Raw genomic sequence first — 18575 nt, forward strand, 5'->3', positions numbered from 1 at the left:
GCACAACCCCGCGCTCACGCGCGCGCTTACCGAGCAGAAGGAACTCACGGCATGATCTCAGAGTGGCACATCTCCATGCTCGCTTCCGCTCTGCGGCTGCAGGCGGGGCGCGTTCACGAGGAGGAAAGTGAGCGAGAATGCGTAGTTCTCCTGCACGGCCTCGGGCGCGGCCCTGCCTCCATGCGCTTAATGAGGTGGGCTCTCGAGAAGGAAGGTTGTTTCCGGGTCATCAACCTTGGTTATCCGTCGACCCAGGCCGGTATCGCGGATCTGTCGAACCTTGCGATTTTGCCCGCCGTCGAGCGCTGCAGGCACGCGCCCCGGGTGCATTTCGTCACCCACTCGCTCGGCGTCATTCTGCTACGGCACTGGATCTCCCGGCACGCCCCGGCTGAACTGATGCGGTCGCTCGATATTTCGGCCCTGCTCCCCTTCTCGCTCCCAGAGATCGCGTTGATGGCCCGGGCATGAAGCTGGATTACCGCCTCGACCCCCGCCCGGGCCGGCGCCTCGAGTAGAGGGAAAACTCAGCTGGCCTTCCGATTCAGCCGCGCCTCCGCAAGATCCGTCAGCTTCTTGTCGGTGGCCTTCTCTTCCGAGAGCGTTTCCTGCAGAACTGAGGCGCAATCTTGGCGTCCCAGTTCTCGAGCCCAAGCGATCAGCGTGCCGTAGCGCGAAATCTCATAATGCTCGACAGCCTGCGCCGCTGCAGCGAGGGCGGCGTCCAGAACCTCCGGGTCGCCGATGTCGCCGGAGATATCTTCCGCCTCCTTGATGATACCGTCGATGGCGGGGCAGGTCACAGCCTTGGCTTTCGTACCATGCATCTCGAACACTTGCTCGAGACGGCTCACGTGGGTCTTCGTCTCTTCGAGGTGCTGCTTGAATCCCTCGCGCAGCGGGCCTTCGCTGGCCTTGTCGATCATTTTTGGCAGCGCTTTCACGATCTTCTGCTCTGCGTAGTAGATGTCTTGCAGTGTGTGGACGAAAAGGTCGTCCATGCTCTGAATGTCCTTGGAAAAAAGTGCCATCTGTAGCTCCTCCGATCGGATGGTCGGGCAGCACCTCGGTGCGCGTCCCTTCAGCGCCTCAACGTGACGGTTCGGCCCATGTTCCATCCCGGCGCTCTCGGGAATCCAGATAACGTCGAGAGACGATGCGGAGGGGATCGTGTTGGCGCTCATGCTGATCAATGATCATAGCGGGAAACGATCCCACGCCCGTAGCGGACGCCCGATCAGCGCTGGCGCACGCTGCCGCCGCCGGTCACGCGGCTCGCCGCCTGCTCCATGATCTCGGTAGTCACCGGGTGGCGGGGCGCAGAGGGCGAAACCGGTTCTTCGCGTGTTCGGTCGGACTGACGGATCTGCCGCCGACGTAGTCCTTAGCGTCTGGGGCGCGCAGAGACGGGTATAACGGTTCGTATCCGGTCAGACGCTCCAAAGGATTCAGGAGTAGTGAACGATGCCAGGTGACACAAGAAATTGCGCGACGCCTCCCGTTTCGGTGCCACGGCGGACGGTTCCGGTAATAGATAGAAGTTTCGGATTTTGAACGTCTCACCGTAGAAGCCACGACGACACTGATGGCGGCCCGCTCTACTGAGCCCGCCCTTTTGCTGCCTGCACGCTGCCACGAAGCCGAATCCGAAACGAAACGAGAGGCTCAGTGAGCCTCTCGTCCGGTGCCTTCCTGGAAGGCTTTTCTCGGGCGTACCCGCGGGCGCTTATTCGGCCAGCTCGGCGAACAGGTCCTGGAACACGGTCTTGGCCTTGCCGGGGTGCGAGACGGCCTCGGCCTCGGCGACGTTGTCCGGGTCGCCGACCTTGATCAGGGCGACCATGCCCATGGCGTAGTGCGGCTTGCACTTGATGCCGTAGACGCCGTCCTCTTCAAAGGTGTAAGAGACATCCTGGTTCATCTTGCCGACGAAGGGCTCGGCGCCCTCGGGGAGCATGCCGGCGATCGTCTCGGCGTTGTGCGACTTATCGGTCGCCACGAAGGTGACCGTATCGCCGGGCGCGATCTCGAGATAGGCGGGCTCGAAGACCATCATCGTTCCGTCTGCGCCGCGGTTCAGCATCTTGATCTCATGATCCGCGGCGAACGCGGGCACGCCGGCGAGCATCGCGACTGCGGTTGCGACGGCGGTGAGGCTGATCGTTTTCATGTCATTTTTCCTTGGGGCCTGTGTCGGGGTGCGGAAGGTTTGCCGCACCCCTTGGATGGTTTCGGCTTCAGAAGCCTGCACGGATGACATCCGGTTGCTCTTCACCCTCGACCGAGAGGGTGCCGACGAGGCCTCGGGCGACGCGGCTCAGCGCGTGGTCCACCAGCACGTAGTCGCCGGAAACCTCGAGCTTGATGTCGACCGCGGCAGCGCCACCGGGAGGCACGGAGATCGTCTGCACGTTCTCCAGCGGAGCGCTGGTCAGGTCACCGAGCTGGTAGACCTTGTCGAAGATCTCGCCGATGACGTGGAAGCTCGAAGTCTTGTTCGGGCCACCGACGCCGAAGTAGATCCGCACCGTCTCCCCGACCTTCGCCCTCAGGGCCGCATCTCCCGTCAGCGCATTGGCTGCGCCGTTGAAGACGTAGTATTCCGGGTCCTCGTCGAGCAGCTTGTCGTAGCTCTCCGTCAGCTCGCCTCGCGTGCCGTGATCTTCCTCCGTGTAGATCTCGCCCTGCATCACGTAGAACTCGCGGTCGACTTCGGGCAGCCCGCCTTCAGGCTCGACCAGGATCATCCCGTACATGCCGTTCGCGATGTGCTGAGCTGCCATCGGGACGGCACAGTGGTAGACGTAGATGCCCGGTTTGAGCGCCTTGAAGGTGAAGCCGGCCTCTTCGCCCGGGGCCGCCATCGTGACGGATCCGCCGCCGTGTTCTCCGGTCACCGCGTGCAGGTCGATGTTGTGCATCGCCCAGCTGTCGCCGGCGTTCTTGAGGTTGACCTGCACGGTATCGCCGACTGCAACCCGAAGGAATGGCCCGGGGACCTTTCCGTCGAAGGTCCAGTAGCGATAGGACGTGCCGTCATCCAGCTGGCCCACGAGTTCAATCGTCTCGAGGTCGACCTTGACGGTCTGGACTTCCTGGCGCGCCAGCGGCGCAGGCAGGTCGGTCGCGAGGCGAACAATGTTCGCGGCGGCAGGCTCGTCTGCGAGAGCGGGCGCACCTGCGAAGCCAGCGAAAACCATTGCCGTTGCGGCAGCGGTGCTGAGGAGCAGGTTGCGCGGTGTCATCGTTTTGTCCTTTCTCGGATGACTGAGTTTCTGATTGGAAGATAAGGAACGCCCGCCCGAGCGCGAGGGCGATGGTTGCGCTGGAACAAGGTTCTGAGGAAAATACTCGAGCTTTCGTGCTGGCGTCGGCGGAGTACCTTGCGCGGCCTTATAGGACGCACGCAAAACCTGGAGAATTCCACATGCGAACCGTTCTGCGCTACGGCACCGAGGCGAAAAGGCCCTGGTTCGGCAATAAGCGCCGCTTCTCGTTGCGCTGCATCAACGAGCTTGGCGCGATCGTTGATACTGAGGGTGGGAATGGGCCTCCGCCGCTACACCCCGAGATGGACGTCCAAATGCAACGCCATCACGGTCGCGCGGCACCGAGATCGGCAGGGCACCGCTCGGTTCGAAGAATGCCTTCTCTACCTCGCCAATGTCCTGAATGCCCTGTTGCCGCAGTAGCGACATCAACTCCGCCGAGACATTGAGCCAACTCCCACGGCCGATTCCACCACCGCACCGTTTTCAACCACGAGAACGGGTTCTCCCTCGAGAACATCCTCTGCGCGCTCGCTCCTGTCTGTCAAGACGCTCATCGCCCAGTGCAAGAGCATCACGACCGTCAGAACCAGAATTCCGTGCGAAAGAGGAACGTGGTGGTAGAACATCGGATCACCGGCGGCAGAGCAGTTCTTAGTGACATCCAACACACGATGTCTGCAGAGAGTAAGGCAGATGGCGGACCAGTCGAACGGCGGCTTGGAAGCCTGCGCGTAATCAACGGCCACCATGGCTGAGCCGACTACGAGAACCATCTCGCGCGTATCTCCATCTTTGCAGGGAGTTCGCTCCGAGGCCGGACACGTTGACACAGAAGGCGAAGCCCGAACGCCAAAACCACTTGCAGACAGGGTAGGCCATGCGTTGACAGCAGGCCGTTTTACAGGTGTTGGTAACGCAATGGTACGCCTGATGGTGGGCGGCCCCGCAAAACGGCAGACAGGAGTCGGTCATGGGAAGCGCCATCAAGACACTCGTTCAGGACTTCGGCTGGATCCACACCGGCCTGGGCATGTTTGGCAATATCAGCTTCTTTGTTGGCAGCATCATGTTCTTACCAAGTCTTGGCACATGGCGGGCCGTGGGAATGGAATGGCAGACGATCGGCGTCTGGCTATTCATAGTCGGAGCCTTCTTTATGCTGGTCGGCGCGCTCGGGAATTTTCTGGTCAAGATCTACGAAAAGAAGGACGCAAGTTGATGAAATGCCCCACTGAAGTTCTTTAATCGCACTGGTCAAGGTTTGTCTTTCACGTCTGCGCCTTCGCCGGGTTCAGGGTTCTCTCCGCAGTCGATCGCTCTTGGGGTCGCTGCATGTTGGCGTCGGATGGTGGATCGGCCGAAGTGGTCCTCGCGGTCATCTTCGTTGCGTCTTGTCGAGGCGCCGCGTTTCAGAGGGCCGGCCTGATCCTGGCCACGCGTCCCGGCAGGACGCATTCGTGAAGTCGTCAGTCAGTCATGCTCCTTTGTTGTCATGCATCGACCTCGCTCCAGCGGAACGGGGTGTTTGTCTTCCACATGGCGTGGAGGATGACGGCAAGCTTGCGGGCAACGGCCACACGTGCCTTCTTGAAGCCTGACATCTTGGCCAGCTTCAGGCCCCACGCCTTCAGCGTTGAGAAACGCAGGTTGCGCGTCAGCAGGGTGGTGGCCGCCTCGTAGAGGTGCTTCCTGGTCAGCTGGTTGCCCTGCTTGGAGATGCGACCGTTGCGACTGGTCTCGCCCGACTCGTAGCGCCGGGGTGTCAGGCCGAGATAAGCCCTCGCGCTCGATGAACGCCTGAAGCGCGAGGCATCGTCGAAGACCGAAGCGACCGACAAGGCCGTGATCACGCCCACGCCGGGCGCGGTCATGAACAGTCGCACCACCGGCGTTACTCTGGCGATAGCAGACAAGCGCCGGTCGAGCACCTTGATCTGGTCAAGGATCGAGGCCCGCGCGTTCATCAGGGTCTCGGCGACCAGGCGCATGTCTGGCGAGGCCGCGAGCGCGCCTGCAATGATCTCGCCGGCGCGCTTTGTGAAGCTGCCGACGCGTTTGCCGAACAGTACGCCGAAGGTCCGCAACAGCCCGCGCAGCTCGTTCTCGATCCTGACGCGCGTGCGCACAAGCATCTCGCGCGCCGTGAGCTGATAGTTGCTGCGGCTCTACCAGCCGAGCTGACCGAGGACTACAGGGACATGATCTACGCCGAAACAGCAGTCGAGGTTGAGGCACGGCGCAAGGCGTTTCTGCGCATGTGGCGCCTGAAATGCCGTGCGGTTGCCGACAGCCTCGAGGAGGCCGGCGATCGGCTTTTTGCCTTCGCCCGCCTCGATCCATCGCGGTGGAAATCAGCGCGAACCACGAATGCGATAGAACGGCTCAACGAGGAGTTCCGCCGCCGCATCAAGACGCAGACCGTGCTGCCCTGCGCGGAAACCGTTCCGATGCTGCTTTGGGCGCTGCTGGCGTCCGGCCGGATCCAGATGCGCCCACCCGCGCCGTCGCGGGCGTGATGACGGCCTGCGCGTTCATTGCGTCAACTATCGCCACGTCATCCACGCCCTGCGCCGCAAGCCGCAGGCCTTGGCAGGATCGGCGAATTGCGCTGGCCTGTGCCCGCGCTCGGAATACGCCGAGGCATGGGCCGCGCTGTCCGCCGCCTTGCCGCATCTCGACGCCTGCCGCCGGATGGTCGACCTGCTCTGGCTCGCCCATGACGAGGGTTGCGGGATGGAACCGGCCCCGCGGCAACCGCGCGCACAGATCAGGGCTCCGATACTTGAGGTCTCCGCCCTGCCCGGCTGCGCTTCCGTCATGCTTCACCGGGACACTTCTACTTTGCGGAGCCCCGGACATTTTAACTTGGTTGCGGCATTGCCGCCGCCATATCTGGTCTGCTGCCTGAAAAGACCGGTCAAGCGCTCGTCCTTCCCCGCAGTGCGAGGCTGACGAGCGTCAGCCCCGCGATCAGGTAAACCGGCGTGCCGATCCCCAGCATAAGCATTCCGCCGACACGCTGCCCAGCGAGATCCGGCGACGTGCCGTAGAGGACGCGTGGCGCGAGGATGAGCAGCGCGCCGAGCAGCGTCATGTGCATCGAGGTTATCAGCAGCCCCGCTGCACCGGCCAGCGGCCGGTCGGACCGCAGGCAGCCGGCCCAGACCAGTAGTCCGACAACCAGGAAAGACGCCTGCTCTGTCGCAAAGCCGATGGAGGTCAGTCGCCCAAATTCGTGCGCGGCAGGCAGGTGCCATGACCAGACCACCACAAGTTCCGCCATGCTGGCGAAAAGCGGCGACACCCGAAGTGCGCCGGTCGCGGAGGGCAGGCCGAGGACCACGAGCGGCGCGGCAAGCGCCACCAGCGTCATGTGCCGCAGCATGTGAGCGGCGAAGACCGGGACAATCGTTTCGAGCGGCAACAGCCAAATCAGTGCGAGAAGGCCGAGCCCGGGGAGAAGAAAGCGGAAGTTCATCTGCAGTTCTCAAGCGGCATCGACGGCAACGGACGACGGCACGGACTCCACCGTTTCCTGCCAGGTTAGGCAACGGGGCACCGTGACAGAAGCAATAAGTTCTACAGGACCTTCGCCCCTCGATAGCCCGCGGCGCGCGAAGCCGCACGAGGCGAACAGCCGGGCCGCCAAGCCACGAAGTCGCAGAACCCTTTGTTGATCCTCGCGCTCGCTGCGATACGATCAATAGAGTGGAAGGCCACGTGCGGATGGGCGCAGCCATGAGGAGATGAAGGCCGCGATGAAAGCATCGACAATTCCATGATCCTCTCTGCGAAGGTTATACTTCCTCGCCTGCGCGTCTTCGCTGCGTTGCTCGTACCGGCTATGGCCGCCGCGTGCAGCGGCGAATTCTCGACACTCGATCCGGCCGGGCTGGAGGCGGACCGCGTCGCCGTTTTGTTTTGGGTGATGCTGGCCGGTGCATTTGCGATCTGGATTTTCGTTATCGTCCTGTGTCGCAGCGTCGTGGTCCGCGCGCCTCGCGAGAACTCCGAGCGGCAGGCGCGGCGCCTTATCCTGTGGGGCGGCGCGGTGTTCCCCGGGGTTGTGGTGACGGCCTTGGTGGTCTTCGGGGTCGGCATGATGCCGGAGCTGCGGCGCCCGGCAGATGGTCCGACCATTGCTGTCTCGGGTGAGCGCTTCTGGTGGCGCATTGCCTACGACGTCGAGGGCGGCCCAGGGGTGGTCAGAAACCTGCCCGCCGGGGGCGTGCCGAGCGCCAACGAGATATGGCTCCCGGTCGGGCGCAGAACAGAGATCCTGCTGAGCAGCCCGGACGTGATCCATTCCTTCTGGATTCCCGCTATAGCCGGCAAAATGGACGCAATTCCCGGTCGCGTCACGCGGCTGGTGGTGGAGCCGACCCGCACCGGAGTCTTCGCCGGCGCCTGCGCCGAGTATTGTGGCGATACCCACGCGCAGATGCGGCTGCGGGCGGTAGTTGTACCGGAGGAAGACTACGCCGCCCACGTCGCCGCGCAGGCGGAGCCCGCCGCGGTGACGGAAGGACCGGGCCCCGAGCTTTTCCTCCGGAGCGGCTGCGGCGCCTGCCACACCGTCCGCGGCACGCCGGCGGACGGGCTGGTGGGGCCGGATCTGACCCATGTGGGCGGCAGGTCGACACTGGCCGCGGCGATCCTGCCCATGAGCGTGGAGACCCTCGCGGACTTCATCCGGTCGCCGCAGCACCTGAAGCCCGGGGTCGAGATGCCCGGCTTCGGGATGCTGCCCGAGAGGGAGATCGAGATCATCGCGGAATGGCTGGGGAGCCTGGAATGATGAACCGGGAGGAAGGCGCGACCGGACTGGACCAGAACGACCCGGAGGTGCGCCGCGGCCAAGAGGAGCGTCTGCGCAAGGCCTGGGCCGCTCCGGCCGGCTGGCGCTATCTGTCATCGGTGAACAACACCGAAGTCGGTCTCTGGTATGTCGGCACGGCGATGATCTTCATGCTTTTCGCCGGGGTCCTGGCCCTGGGAATGCGCGTACAGCTCGCGGTGCCGGAGAACGATTTCCTCTCGGCCGACCTCTACAGCCAGTTCTTCACCATGCACGGCACGGTGATGATGTTCCTCTTCGCCATCCCGATCTTCGAATCGCTGTCGCTGATCCTGCTGCCGCAGCTTCTGGGGTCGCGGGAGCTGCCGTTCCCGCGCGTGACCGCGTTCGCCTTCTGGTGCTTCTTCGTGGGAGGCGTCTTCGTCTGCGGCTCGATCTTCTTCGGCGCGGGGCCGAAGGGCGGCTGGTTCATGTATCCGCCGCTGACGACGCAGGAACGCTTTACCCCGGGCTACGGGCCGGACATCTGGCTGCTCGGCCTGTCGTTCATCGAGATCGCGGCGCTCGTGGCGGCGGTGGAGCTGATCGTGGGCACACTCAAATGCCGAGCGCCGGGCATGCGGCTGAACCTGATGCCGCTTTACGCGTGGTACGTGCTGGTGGTGGCGGGCATGATCCTCTTCGCCTTCCCGCCGCTGATAGCCGGCGACATCCTGTTCGAGCTCGAGCGCCTGTTCGGATGGCCCTTCTTCGACCCCAGCCGGGGCGGCGACCCGATCCTGTGGCAGCACCTGTTCTGGATCTTCGGGCATCCCGAGGTCTACGTGATCTTCCTGCCCGCCATCGCACTGCTTGCCATGGTCGTGCCGACTTTCGCGCGGCGGCCGATCGTGGGCTATTCCTGGGTGGTGCTGGCGGCCGTGGGAACGGGGTTCATCTCGTTCGGCCTCTGGGTCCACCACATGTACACGACGGGGCTGCCGGCGATCTCGCTGGGGTTCTTCACCGCGGCGTCCGAGGTGGTGGCGATCCCCACCGGGGTGCAGATCTTTGTCTTCCTCGCGACGTGCCTCGCGGGACGAGTGATCTACTCGGTGCCGATGCTGTTCGCGGCAGGGGCGTTGGCGATCTTCGTAATCGGCGGGCTGACCGGTGTGATGGTGGCCATGGCCCCGTTCGACTGGCAGGCGCACGACAGCTATTTCGTCGTAGCGCACCTGCACTACGTGCTGATCGGCGGGATGCTTTTCCCTGTGGTCGCCGGCATTCACTACTATTGGCCAATGATCTTCGGCAAGACGCTGTCGGCGCGGGCGGGCTGGTATGCCTTCTGGCCCATGTTCATAGGCTTCAACATCGCGTTTTTCCCGATGCATTTCTCGGGGCTGATGGGGATGCCGAGAAGGGTCTGGACCTACCCCGAAGAGATGGGCGTGGCGCTGCCGAACCTGATCTCCACCATCGGCGCCTTCATCTTCGCGGCCGGTTTCCTGATATTCGTCCTCGACGCCGTGCGGCCCCGGAAAAACCAGCCCTACGAAAAGCGCAACCCGTGGAACGCCGGGACGTTGGAGTGGCTGGCCGAGATGCCGGGCGAGGCTTGGGGCGTGCGTTCGGTTCCCATCATCGAGACCCGCTATCCTCTGTGGCAGCAGCCGAACTTCATAAAGGACGTTTCTGCCGGCCGCTTCTACCTGCCGGATGCCGAGGAGGGCCGGCGCGAGACGATCATAACCTCGGTCCTCGCGGCCGAGCCGGAATGTGTCGTGCGCGTGCCGGGCCCGAGCCATGTGCCGCTGGTGGCGGCGGTGCTGTCGGGCCTCGTCTTCATCTTCGCGACGTTCCACTGGTGGCTCCTGACCGGGGCCACGGCAATCGCTGCGGGGGCGGTGATCATCTTCTGGCTCTGGCGCGGCACGGCCGAGATCCCCGAGAAGCCGACGAAGGACGTGGGGCTCGGGCTGACACTGCCGCTCTACCGCTCGGGCCCGGCCTCTGTCGGGTGGTGGGCGATGTTCATCACCATGTTCGGCGACCTGACGGCCTTTCTCAGCTTTCTGTTTGGCTACTACTACTTCTTCACGCTTCACGCCGACTTCCCGCCCCCCGGAACCGAAGGACCCGGTGTCTTCTGGCCCTCTGTCGCGGCTGGGCTGTTCGTGGCGACCTGGTTGGCGGTTGAGCTGTCGAAGCGGACGAACCGGAGCGGCAGGGTCACGGCCGCCCGGCTGCTGATGGCCATGGCCGCCGTGGGGGCGCTGGCGGCGGCGGGCGCGCTGCTCTGGGGGCCGCACGCGACCGGGCTCGACCCAGTGGCGCATGTCTACCCGGCGACGGTCTGGGTGATCGTGATCTGGGTCGCCCTGCACGCGGCGATCGGGTGCGTGATGCTGCTCTACTGCCTGGCGCGGTCACTGGCGGGTCGGATGACGCCGGACCACGACAAGGACATCTCGAACGTCACGCTCTACTGGCATTTCACCGGCCTCCAGGCGCTGCTTGCGGTGGCGACGGTCTCGCTTTTCCCCTTGGCGGTCTGAGGAGGGCGCGGTGCATTTCTTCGGACGCACGCCGGACACGCTCTGGACGCTGATCGCGGCGCCGGCGATCTGGGCGATCCACTTTCTCGCAAGCTACGTGGCCGCCGCCTACGCCTGCGCGCCGAACGCCGACATCTTCCGGGATATCGGCGGCGTGCGGGTCTTCATCGGCATTGCAACCGTCGTGTCACTGGTACTGATCGCCCTGTTCTTCTACCGCGCGTGGCGGGACTGGCGGCGGCGCACGACCGGCGGCGACCGCGGCACGCGTCAGGACCAGGAGGGCTTTCTGGAGTTCGCGACCATGCTGCTGGCGTCGCTGTCCTTCTTGGGTGTCCTGCTCGACGCGACGCCCGCGCTGTTCATCGTCGATTGCCGGTAGGGAAGCGGATGCGGATTAACTTCGTCCTCACGTGGAAGAAGATGCTGGCGACGCTCCTCGGCGCCGCGGTGCTGGTGCTCCTGGTGGGCTGGAGCGGCCTCGTTTCCATCTCCGCCGCGTCGGGCCACTTCGCCCCGGTGCGCTGGTTCCTCGGCTGGACCATGGAAAACGCGGTGAGGCGGCAGTCGATGCCGGTGGACCGGCCGGCCGGCCTCGATCTCTCGGATCCGGCGCTCGTGCTCCGCGCGGCGGGCCACTTCGCCACCGGCTGCGCTCCGTGTCATGCGGCGCCCGGGATCGCGCAGTCGCCGGTCGCGCAGGCGATGACGCCCGCGCCTCCGCGGCTGGAGGGCCGGGTTGAAGACTGGGACGACCGCGCCCTGTTCTGGATCGTACGTCACGGGATCAAGTACAGCGGGATGCCGGCCTGGCCGGCGCAGAACCGGGACGACGAGGTCTGGGCGCAGGTGGCGTTCCTGCGCGCGCTTCCGGACATGAGCGCCGAGACCTACGCGGAGATGGCGCTCGGAGGCCTCCGGCCGCCGCAACTCCCGGGCGATGCCATCTTCTCGGACGCGCTGGAGGATTGTGCGCGCTGCCACGGAACCGACGGTCTCGGCCGCGGCGAGGGCCGGGCGAAAGAGGCTTTTCCGGTCATCGCAGGTCAGCCAGAGACATACCTGTACGAAATCTTGCTCGCCTTCCACGAGGGCCGGCGCGAAAGTGGCTTTATGGAACCGCCCGCCCGGCGCTACGCGCCGGAGACCCTTCGTCGCCTCGCCGCCCATTACGCGCAGCAACCCGCGCCAGACATCGCGCCCGTTCCGCCTCGCCCGGAGGGGCCGCTTCCGCCACGGGTGGGGCAGGACGAGGCCGGCACGCTGGACGGGCTCGAGACCGCCGCAGGCTTCGAGGTTCCACCGGCGGCGCCGGGCGGTCCGCCAGCCTCGCGCGAGGCGCTTCTCGACCTCGGCCGACGTATCGCCATGGAGGGGCTTCACGCCCGCAAGGTCCCGTCCTGCCAGAGCTGTCACGCGCGGGACGAGCGGCGCAATCCGAACTACCCTTACCTGCCAGGGCAGCCGGGATGGTATGTGGAGGAGCAACTTCTCCTGTGGCGCGAAGGCGCGCGTGGCGGCACCGGCTGGTCGCACGTCATGACGGAGATCGCGCAGAACCTCACGCGCCAACAGATCGAGGCGGTCTCGCTCTGGTACGATCACCTGCGGGAGCAATAGGAGAAGTGGCGGCGACGCGATGGCGCAGGACAGCCTCGGCCGCGACCGGTGGGTTTGGGACGTGGCAGATGCTGTTCCACTTGGGCGCGCATGCCGGCTCGTGCATACTTGACGCTGCTCGTGGGAGGGCGGCATCGCCACGCTATTGACCACTGGCCCGCCTAAACCGGTGACGGGTGCCGCGAAGCCTGGCTGGTCCAGGTGGGCTGCATGATGCCGGACGGCGGCGCAGTTATCGCTGGCCGCGCCGCCGGCCGCGCAGTCGCGCAGCGGGGGCTGTCAGTCGGAGGTGCGGCTGCACTCTGCCGGGTCCGCGGAGCGTAGCCGCTCGCGCGGGACGGGCGCCTTGGCGGGATCGTCCGGCTCAACGTAGTCGCCGGCGATCAGCCGGGCGCCGCGCTCGTAGGTCAGGTAGCGCCACAGCCATTGCATCGAAACTAAAAGCCGGTGCTGAAATCCGACCAGAAGATAGACATGGACCACCGCCCAGGCGAGCCAGGCGAACCATCCCTTCACCTTCGTGCGGCCGTGTTCGAACACGGCCGCGTGGCGGCCGACGATGGCTGTATTGCCGCGGCTCCGGTAGCGGAAGGGCTGCAGCGGCTCGCCGTTCCGCATATGCGCCGCCAGCGCTTGGCCCAGGTGGTCGCCCTGCTGCTTGGCCACTTGGGCGAGACCCGGCAGCGGCTTGCCATCCTCGCCGATGAACACGGCGACGTCGCCCAGTGCGTAGACGCGCTCGTGGCCGGGCACGGCGAGCCTTTCGTCCACCGCGATGCGGCCGGCCCGGTCGGTTTCACCCAGTTGTCGCGCCAGCGGCGACGCCGAAATGCCTGCGGCCCAGATCACAAGGCCAGTCGGCTCGGACTGGCCGGCGATGCTGATCGAGGTCGGCCCCACGTCGTCCACCGCCTCTCCGGTCCGGATGCGCACGCCCAGCCGTTCCAGGCGGGCCTTGGCGTAGTCCGACATCTCTTCGGAGAAGCCCGCCAGCAGCCGTGGCCCGGCCTCGACCAGGGTGATGCGCGCAGCGGTCGGGTCGATGGCGCGGAAGTCCCGCGCGAGGGTGTAGCGGCTCAACTCGGCGATGGCGCCGGCAAGCTCGACGCCGGTGGGGCCGCCGCCGATGATCGCGATGCTGAGCAGGCGTCGGCGCTCTTCGGGGTCGTCGGATCGCTCGGCGCGCTCGAACGTCAGCAGAAGCTGACTTCGGATGTGGCGCGCGTCCTCGATGGTCTTGAGGCCGGGCGCCCACTGCGCCCACTCGTCGTGCCCGAAATAGCCGTGCCCTGCCCCCGCGGCCAGGACGAGGTGGTCATACCCCACCGACTGACCGCTGCTGAGATGGACCCGCCGCGCCTGCGTGTCGATATCCGATACTTCGCCGAAGAGAACCCGGACCGAAGCATAACGCCGCAGCACCTTGCGGATCGGCTCGGCCACGTCGTTGGCCGACAGCGCGGCGGTGGCGACCTGGTAGAGCAGCGGCTGGAAGAGGTGGTGGTTCTTGCGGTCGATGATCGTGGTGACGATCCCGGCGCGCCCCAGCGCTTTCGCGGCTTCGAGCCCGCCGAACCCGGCGCCGACAATGATCACCCCGGACGAGGAAGCGGGCGTGCCAGCTTCTGGCTCCGGACCTGTCATGGCGGGATCTTCGCTCATTGTCACCTCTTGGCTCAGTACCACCGGTGGAAGGCAAAGCCACATCAATTGGTTCAGCGCCTTCAAGCCGCTTAGCGGCTCAAGCTTTGCCGGCCTTTCCTGCACGTGGCAGTTCCCTCCGATGGAGCCGTTTCCGCGCATCTGGCGAACCGCATGCGCTTGCTCGAGAACCTGCCCGACCCGCAAGTTGTTCCGAGCCCATTGCCCGATCGAGAGCGCGGACGGGGCCGCAAAAGAATCGCGGTTTGCTCCATAATCGAGACATGTGAGGGGCGGGGAGAACATCCACCTCCGGCAATGCCGGTGTTGGCCAAGATGCGTTTCGCCGTAGCGCGAAATCTCGTAATGCTCGACACCCTGCGCCGCTGCAGCGAGGGCGGCGTCCAGAACCTCCGGGTCGCCGATGTCGCCGGAGATATCTTCCGCCTCCTTGCTGATACCGTCGATGACGGGGCAGGTCGCAGCCTTGGCTTTCGTACCATGCATCTCGAACACTTGCTCGAGACGGCTCACGTGGGTCTTCGTCTCTTCGAGGTGCTGCTTGAAGCCCGCGCGCAGCGTACTTTGGCCCATTCCCTCCTCGGCCAGCGCGTCGATCTTCGCCCGGTCGACCATCGTCGGGTCGATCTCGACCGAGAACTCCCAGTCGTCGGTGGGAGGGATCACCGCCTTGACCGCCTGCGCCAGCCGGTGGATCAATTCGGGCGGCAGGATCGTCGGCGTGCCGCCGCCCCAGTGCATCCGCCCCAACCGAAGGCCCGCCGGCAAGGCCCGCGCCAGAAGCACAAGCTCCTGCTCGAGCGTGCCGAGATAGCTTTCGACGGGGGACAGCGTCCTGGTCCCCTGCGTGCGGCAGGCGCAGAACCAGCAGAGCCGTTCACAGAAGGGAATGTGCAGGTAGACCAACACGGGCGTGTGCGGGTCCAGCGCCGCGAGGGCGGAGGGCAGTGGGCCCTCCCGCTGCCGATCGCCGAAAGCGGTAAACCTGTTCAGAAGCCGTCGGCGCACCTGACGACGTACAGGCTACCGCCGGCCGCGAGAAAGCCGAGCGGCGGATCATAGTCCAGCGCAGCGCAGAACCGCTCTGCCATCGCCTCGCAGCTTGCATCGCCCTCACCGCAGGGGATCGGCAGGTCCGAGAATGCCTCGCCGTCCGGGAGCAGGTCGGGCATTTCGCTATCTGCGGTGTCGCCATCGACCGGGTCCATAGCGCTGGTCTGCGTCACCTCGACGTCGTCCGGCGCGTTGAACATCTCGAGAAGATCAACGAACCAAACATCCTCGTCTTCGCCGAGAAACGTGTCGTCGTCTAAGTCGCCCAGACTGAACAGGCCGGCCGAGAACGCCTCTTCGGTCAGAGGGCCTTCGCTGACATCAAGGCCGATCCGGGCGAGCAAGTTGGTCTGTTCCATCGCCTCGAGAAATTCGAAGGCGGATAGAGTGCCGTCGCTGTCGGCGTCCCACTCTTCGACCTGAAGATCGACCGTGTCTTCGCCTAACCAGGTGTCTATGGCATCGTCCCATTCGCCGACCGTCAGCCGCCCGTCATCATTGCTGTCCCAAAGGTCGTAGATGCCCTCGGTGATCTCGCGACGCGCGAGCGCTTCGTCGGAGTCGACGTCCCAGCGGTCGAAGATGCCCGAGGCCCCAATGCCTGCGCCGAACTCGGCGCTGCCGAGGAGCCCGTCGGCGTCGGTGTCCAAGTCACCGAAGCCCTGCGCCGACAGGGATGTGGTCACCAAAGCGACGGCGGCAAAGGTGGCGTAAGCGGTCGCCATATTGTGGTGCTTTCCAGAAGTCCCTTTCATGTCGTGTTCCTTCCATTTTGGGTGAGAGGAAGCGGCACGATCGTTCATGATCATTCAGCAACCGTACCGCCCGGTCTTCCGCCACGAATACGCTGTAAGGCCCGCGACGGCGCAAAATCGACGGGATTCACGATATCACTGATCGTCGGACGAAGTTTCGTCGGCACTGGCTTCCACCGGCTCGCCATCAGGGCCGTAGAACACGATTTCGACGTCAGAGGCGAGATCCTGCTGATGACCCTGAACGGCTTGCTGCTGAAGCTGCTGCACGATCTGAAGACGGACGTCTTCGAGCGGCGGCAACTCCTCCTCGGTCTGCTCGGCGATCTGGTCAATCTGGTCATAGGTTTGCTGCACCGCTTCATCGGTGACGCGGTTCTCGAGCTCGCGCACGAGGTAAACTTGCGGTCCTTCATCCTCCGAAAATGCTGCGAGACGCACGAATGGCAGCAATGCGAAAGCTGCGCCGCGGCGTGGAAACGGTCCGCGAACGGCAGGACCGGGCCGTGAGCACCGACGGCTCAGGTCCATGCCAAGGCTCCTCCCGCCGCGCTCCCGCAGGTTCGATCTGAGCCTAAATCTATTGTAGCGCCCGAGATCGAGTTCGTGCAGCGAGACCGCCGCTTGCAATCGTGGTCGCCAACGCCATAACGGGAAGCCTCTGATCCTCTGGAAGCACATGCCATGACCCACCGTCTGACAGCCAGCCTCGAGACGTGCGCGTGGGGCTATTTCGATGCGGCCTTGCCGCCGGCACTCGAAATCGACAGCGGCGACGCGGTTACGATCGAGACCGTTTCGGGCGCAGTTTCGCAGCTGCCTCCTGCGGATGCGGGCTTTCATGTCCCGGAGGAAATCCACGAGATTCACGCCCGGGCAGAGCGCATGCTTCCGGGCCATATCCTGACGGGGCCGGTGGCCATTCGCGGCGCGCGGCCGGGCATGGTCCTGCAGGTCGACATCCTCGATGTCGTGCTGCGGCAGGATTGGGGATGGAACATCATCCGTCCGCTGGCGGGTGCTCTGCCCGAGGATTTCGATACCGGGCGCACGACCATCATCCCGCTCGACACCAATGCGATGACCGCGCTCCTGTCCTGGGGGCTGACCTTGCCTCTGGCACCGTTCTTCGGAGTCATGGGCGTCGCTCCGCCACCGGCCTGGGGACGGATCTCGACGATCCAGCCTCGCGCCCATGGCGGCAACGTCGACAACAAGATGCTCGGTCCCGGCGCGACGCTTTATCTGCCGATCTTCGCCGACGGCGCGCTGTTCTCGGCCGGAGACGGCCACGCGGCGCAGGGCGACGGCGAGGTCTGCGTGACTGCGATCGAAACCGCCCTGACCGGCACGTTCCGGCTTACCGCGCGGGACGACATGACGCTCGCCGCGCCACGAGCCGAAACGCAGGACGACCTGATCACCATGGGCCTTCACGAAAGCCTCGACCGCGCCGCGGAGCGGGCCGTGCGCGACATGATCAAGTGGATCACCGAGCGTCGCGGATTGAACCGCGAGGACGCCTACATGCTGTGCTCGCTCGCCGCGGACCTGCGCATCACGCAATGCGTCAACGGCACGAAGGGTGTGCACATGGTGCTGAACAAGGCGCTGCTGGACCGCTGAAATACAGGGGAGCGAACGATGACGGTGAAGACGGCGATCATTGGCTTGGGGATCATGGGCCGGCGCATGTTGGAGCACATGGTCCGGCACGATGACTTCTCCCCGGTCACGCTTTGGGATCCTGATCCGCGTGCCTGCGCGACCGCCAAAGCCATGGCCCCGGACGCCGTTCTGACCCAAAGCGCCGAGGCCGCTATGGATTCCGCGGACCTTGTTTACCTGGCTTGCCCGCCCGGACCGCGCCGGGCCTATGCGCTTGCTGCTGCGGCGGCCGGGAAGGCCGTCTTTCTGGAAAAGCCGCTTGGCGTGGATCTCGATGCGAGCGAGGATCTCGTCGCGCGTCTCGAAGCCTCAGGTGTCCCGGCTGCCGTGAATTTTGTGCAGGCCTCTGGCGACGCGCTGGCGGGCGTCTCGGCAGCCGCCGAGTCCGGCGCGATGGGTGATCTTGTCGGGGCCGAGATCATCCTGACCTACGGCGCCTGGCCGCGTGCATGGCAGCAGGCGGCAGACTGGCTGCGCTATCGCGACGAAGGCGGAATGATACGAGAGGTCGTCTCGCACTTCCTGTTCTTCACCGAGCGTTTGCTGGGCCCGCTTTCCGTGGAATGGGCCCGGCCCTCGTTCCCGTCCGATCCGACCTTGTGCGAAACGCAGATGGCAGCACGTCTTGTGACAGAGGACGGCCGCCCGGTGAGTGTTCTCGCGAGCGTGGGCGGCGCGCTTCCAGACCGGCAGGAACTGACCATCAAAGGAACGCGGACAAGCCGACGGATCACCGATTTCTACATCGACGCCGTGTCGGACGGGGGCGCGTTCACCGAGATCCGCCCGCGCCCAAAAGACCCCCGGGCGACCAGCCTGAAAGCCCAATTGGATGGCTTGAAGCTTTGCATCGCCGGCCAGCCTCACCGGCTGGCATCCCCACGAGAAGCGCTACGGGTCCAGCAGCTGGTAGAGGCAATGCTGCGTGGGATGGGCTGAAAGGTTTCTCTTCTGACGGTGGTGGGAGTCGGCTGGTCTCCTCTACCTGAGCAGCTTTTGGACAAGATATGAGCAGTCGCAGCGAACGGCAGGCCCACTTGCCCTTTTTATGTCTGTCGACACCGGATGAGCCCTCATTGAAGTGCGGTTAGCTGCGCTACGGCGCCGGCATCGTGGTCTTGCCCCCGTTTCGCCGGACACTCAGGCAGTTGCGGTTTGAGCTGCGATGAAGTCGCGTGGCGAGCGCATCTTCAGCCCTGAGTGCGGG

18 protein-coding genes and 2 pseudogenes are annotated in these 18575 nt (G+C 65.0%); 9 read left to right on the forward strand and 11 right to left on the reverse strand.

Annotated features, from left to right (window positions below):
* The first annotated feature begins 51 nt into the window (after positions 1 to 51).
* On the forward strand, positions 52 to 471 hold the full coding sequence (locus tag BLW27_RS16070) for an esterase/lipase family protein (RefSeq protein ID WP_089884788.1): 420 nt from the start codon (positions 52 to 54) through the stop codon (positions 469 to 471).
* Between the two features lie 56 nt (positions 472 to 527).
* Here the strand turns inward: BLW27_RS16070 and BLW27_RS16075 are convergent, their stop codons facing one another.
* From BLW27_RS16075 to BLW27_RS16090, 5 genes are all read right to left on the reverse strand, one after another.
* Entirely contained in the window at positions 528 to 1031 is a 504-nt protein-coding gene (locus BLW27_RS16075) for a YciE/YciF ferroxidase family protein (RefSeq protein ID WP_089884790.1), read from the reverse strand.
* A 695-nt stretch (positions 1032 to 1726) separates the two neighbouring features.
* Positions 1727 to 2170, reverse strand: a complete 444-nt coding sequence (locus BLW27_RS16080) for a pseudoazurin (RefSeq protein WP_089884792.1) — start codon at positions 2168 to 2170, stop codon at positions 1727 to 1729.
* A gap of 67 nt (positions 2171 to 2237) precedes the next feature.
* Complete coding sequence (nirK, locus tag BLW27_RS16085; protein ID WP_089884794.1) at positions 2238 to 3245, reverse strand: copper-containing nitrite reductase; 1008 nt, start codon at positions 3243 to 3245, stop codon at positions 2238 to 2240.
* A gap of 261 nt (positions 3246 to 3506) precedes the next feature.
* Positions 3507 to 3698 (reverse strand): DUF421 domain-containing protein, encoded by a 192-nt coding sequence (locus BLW27_RS22140; RefSeq protein WP_143042308.1) that lies wholly within the window; start codon positions 3696 to 3698, stop codon positions 3507 to 3509.
* Complete coding sequence (locus BLW27_RS16090; RefSeq protein ID WP_089884796.1) at positions 3698 to 4045, reverse strand: DUF421 domain-containing protein; 348 nt, start codon at positions 4043 to 4045, stop codon at positions 3698 to 3700. Before BLW27_RS16090 ends, BLW27_RS22140 begins: the two co-directional genes overlap by 1 nt.
* A 197-nt stretch (positions 4046 to 4242) precedes the next feature.
* On the opposite strand from BLW27_RS16090, the gene BLW27_RS16095 reads away from it, so the two are divergent.
* The gene (locus tag BLW27_RS16095; RefSeq protein WP_089884798.1) at positions 4243 to 4491 is read left to right on the forward strand and encodes a YrhK family protein; all 249 of its coding nucleotides are present in this window, start codon (positions 4243 to 4245) and stop codon (positions 4489 to 4491) included.
* A gap of 271 nt (positions 4492 to 4762) precedes the next feature.
* On the opposite strand, the gene BLW27_RS16100 is transcribed toward BLW27_RS16095, so the two are convergent.
* Positions 4763 to 5398 carry an IS110 family RNA-guided transposase gene (locus tag BLW27_RS16100; protein ID WP_245710911.1) on the reverse strand — a complete coding sequence of 212 codons (636 nt, stop codon included), beginning with the start codon at positions 5396 to 5398 and terminating at the stop codon, positions 4763 to 4765.
* Positions 5399 to 5437: 39 nt separating this feature from the next.
* On the opposite strand from BLW27_RS16100, the pseudogene BLW27_RS16105 reads away from it, so the two are divergent.
* Positions 5438 to 5764 (forward strand): annotated as a pseudogene (locus tag BLW27_RS16105) (transposase); the annotation flags it as partial.
* Positions 5765 to 6189: 425 nt separating this feature from the next.
* On the opposite strand, the gene BLW27_RS16110 reads toward BLW27_RS16105, so the two are convergent.
* Positions 6190 to 6750 (reverse strand): cytochrome c oxidase assembly protein, encoded by a 561-nt coding sequence (locus tag BLW27_RS16110; RefSeq protein WP_089884800.1) that lies wholly within the window; start codon positions 6748 to 6750, stop codon positions 6190 to 6192.
* Positions 6751 to 7050: 300 nt separating this feature from the next.
* Between BLW27_RS16110 and BLW27_RS16115 the strand changes: the two genes are divergently transcribed.
* Genes BLW27_RS16115 through BLW27_RS16130 form a run of 4 tightly spaced genes read left to right on the forward strand, consistent with a single transcriptional unit; the run spans position 7051 to position 12230 of the window.
* On the forward strand, positions 7051 to 8070 hold the full coding sequence (locus BLW27_RS16115; protein ID WP_089884802.1) for a cytochrome c oxidase subunit II: 1020 nt from the start codon (positions 7051 to 7053) through the stop codon (positions 8068 to 8070).
* The gene (locus BLW27_RS16120) at positions 8067 to 10610 is read left to right on the forward strand and encodes a cbb3-type cytochrome c oxidase subunit I (protein WP_089884804.1); all 2544 of its coding nucleotides are present in this window, start codon (positions 8067 to 8069) and stop codon (positions 10608 to 10610) included. The genes BLW27_RS16115 and BLW27_RS16120 overlap by 4 nt, the downstream gene beginning before the upstream one ends.
* Before the next feature lie 10 nt (positions 10611 to 10620).
* Positions 10621 to 10992, forward strand: a complete 372-nt coding sequence (locus BLW27_RS16125; RefSeq protein ID WP_089884806.1) for a hypothetical protein — start codon at positions 10621 to 10623, stop codon at positions 10990 to 10992.
* A 41-nt stretch (positions 10993 to 11033) separates the two neighbouring features.
* Positions 11034 to 12230, forward strand: a complete 1197-nt coding sequence (locus BLW27_RS16130; protein ID WP_218141137.1) for a c-type cytochrome — start codon at positions 11034 to 11036, stop codon at positions 12228 to 12230.
* Between the two features lie 279 nt (positions 12231 to 12509).
* On the opposite strand, the gene BLW27_RS21775 is transcribed toward BLW27_RS16130, so the two are convergent.
* The 4 genes and pseudogenes from BLW27_RS21775 to BLW27_RS16145 form a co-directional block, all read right to left on the reverse strand.
* Positions 12510 to 14177 carry an NAD(P)/FAD-dependent oxidoreductase gene (locus tag BLW27_RS21775; protein ID WP_342708081.1) on the reverse strand — a complete coding sequence of 556 codons (1668 nt, stop codon included), beginning with the start codon at positions 14175 to 14177 and terminating at the stop codon, positions 12510 to 12512.
* 99 nt (positions 14178 to 14276) lie between these two features.
* Positions 14277 to 14831 (reverse strand): annotated as a pseudogene (locus BLW27_RS21780) (YciE/YciF ferroxidase family protein); the annotation flags it as partial.
* A gap of 50 nt (positions 14832 to 14881) precedes the next feature.
* Positions 14882 to 15754 carry an EF-hand domain-containing protein gene (locus BLW27_RS16140; RefSeq protein ID WP_177177951.1) on the reverse strand — a complete coding sequence of 291 codons (873 nt, stop codon included), beginning with the start codon at positions 15752 to 15754 and terminating at the stop codon, positions 14882 to 14884.
* An 81-nt stretch (positions 15755 to 15835) separates the two neighbouring features.
* Entirely contained in the window at positions 15836 to 16231 is a 396-nt protein-coding gene (locus tag BLW27_RS16145; RefSeq protein ID WP_143042311.1) for a hypothetical protein, read from the reverse strand.
* Between the two features lie 153 nt (positions 16232 to 16384).
* On the opposite strand from BLW27_RS16145, the gene BLW27_RS16150 reads away from it, so the two are divergent.
* Together BLW27_RS16150 and BLW27_RS16155 are read left to right on the forward strand one after the other, a co-directional pair.
* Positions 16385 to 17326, forward strand: coding sequence for an acetamidase/formamidase family protein (locus BLW27_RS16150; protein ID WP_089884818.1), 942 nt, complete (start codon positions 16385 to 16387; stop codon positions 17324 to 17326).
* Between the two features lie 18 nt (positions 17327 to 17344).
* Positions 17345 to 18307, forward strand: coding sequence for a Gfo/Idh/MocA family protein (locus tag BLW27_RS16155; protein WP_089884820.1), 963 nt, complete (start codon positions 17345 to 17347; stop codon positions 18305 to 18307).
* The last annotated feature ends 268 nt before the right edge of the window (positions 18308 to 18575 follow it).

This window comes from Citreimonas salinaria, assembly GCF_900107235.1.
GTDB lineage: Bacteria > Pseudomonadota > Alphaproteobacteria > Rhodobacterales > Rhodobacteraceae > Citreimonas > Citreimonas salinaria.

Bases quoted from the DNA above. Each gene is read 5' to 3' on its own strand.
- BLW27_RS16145 (WP_143042311.1), bottom strand. From the start codon at position 16,231: ATGGACCTGAGCCGTCGGTGCTCACGGCCCGGTCCTGCCGTTCGCGGA.
- BLW27_RS16155 (WP_089884820.1), top strand. From the start codon at position 17,345: ATGACGGTGAAGACGGCGATCATTGGCTTGGGGATCATGGGCCGGCGC.
- BLW27_RS21775 (WP_342708081.1), bottom strand. From the start codon at position 14,177: ATGTTCTCCCCGCCCCTCACATGTCTCGATTATGGAGCAAACCGCGAT.
- BLW27_RS16090 (WP_089884796.1), bottom strand. From the start codon at position 4,045: ATGGTTCTCGTAGTCGGCTCAGCCATGGTGGCCGTTGATTACGCGCAG.
- BLW27_RS16115 (WP_089884802.1), top strand. From the start codon at position 7,051: ATGATCCTCTCTGCGAAGGTTATACTTCCTCGCCTGCGCGTCTTCGCT.
- BLW27_RS16130 (WP_218141137.1), top strand. From the start codon at position 11,034: ATGCTGGCGACGCTCCTCGGCGCCGCGGTGCTGGTGCTCCTGGTGGGC.
- BLW27_RS16140 (WP_177177951.1), bottom strand. From the start codon at position 15,754: ATGATCATGAACGATCGTGCCGCTTCCTCTCACCCAAAATGGAAGGAA.
- BLW27_RS16150 (WP_089884818.1), top strand. From the start codon at position 16,385: ATGACCCACCGTCTGACAGCCAGCCTCGAGACGTGCGCGTGGGGCTAT.
- BLW27_RS16075 (WP_089884790.1), bottom strand. From the start codon at position 1,031: ATGGCACTTTTTTCCAAGGACATTCAGAGCATGGACGACCTTTTCGTC.
- BLW27_RS16095 (WP_089884798.1), top strand. From the start codon at position 4,243: ATGGGAAGCGCCATCAAGACACTCGTTCAGGACTTCGGCTGGATCCAC.
- BLW27_RS16120 (WP_089884804.1), top strand. From the start codon at position 8,067: ATGATGAACCGGGAGGAAGGCGCGACCGGACTGGACCAGAACGACCCG.
- BLW27_RS16080 (WP_089884792.1), bottom strand. From the start codon at position 2,170: ATGAAAACGATCAGCCTCACCGCCGTCGCAACCGCAGTCGCGATGCTC.
- BLW27_RS16070 (WP_089884788.1), top strand. From the start codon at position 52: ATGATCTCAGAGTGGCACATCTCCATGCTCGCTTCCGCTCTGCGGCTG.
- nirK (WP_089884794.1), bottom strand. From the start codon at position 3,245: ATGACACCGCGCAACCTGCTCCTCAGCACCGCTGCCGCAACGGCAATG.
- BLW27_RS16110 (WP_089884800.1), bottom strand. From the start codon at position 6,750: ATGAACTTCCGCTTTCTTCTCCCCGGGCTCGGCCTTCTCGCACTGATT.
- BLW27_RS22140 (WP_143042308.1), bottom strand. From the start codon at position 3,698: ATGTCGCTACTGCGGCAACAGGGCATTCAGGACATTGGCGAGGTAGAG.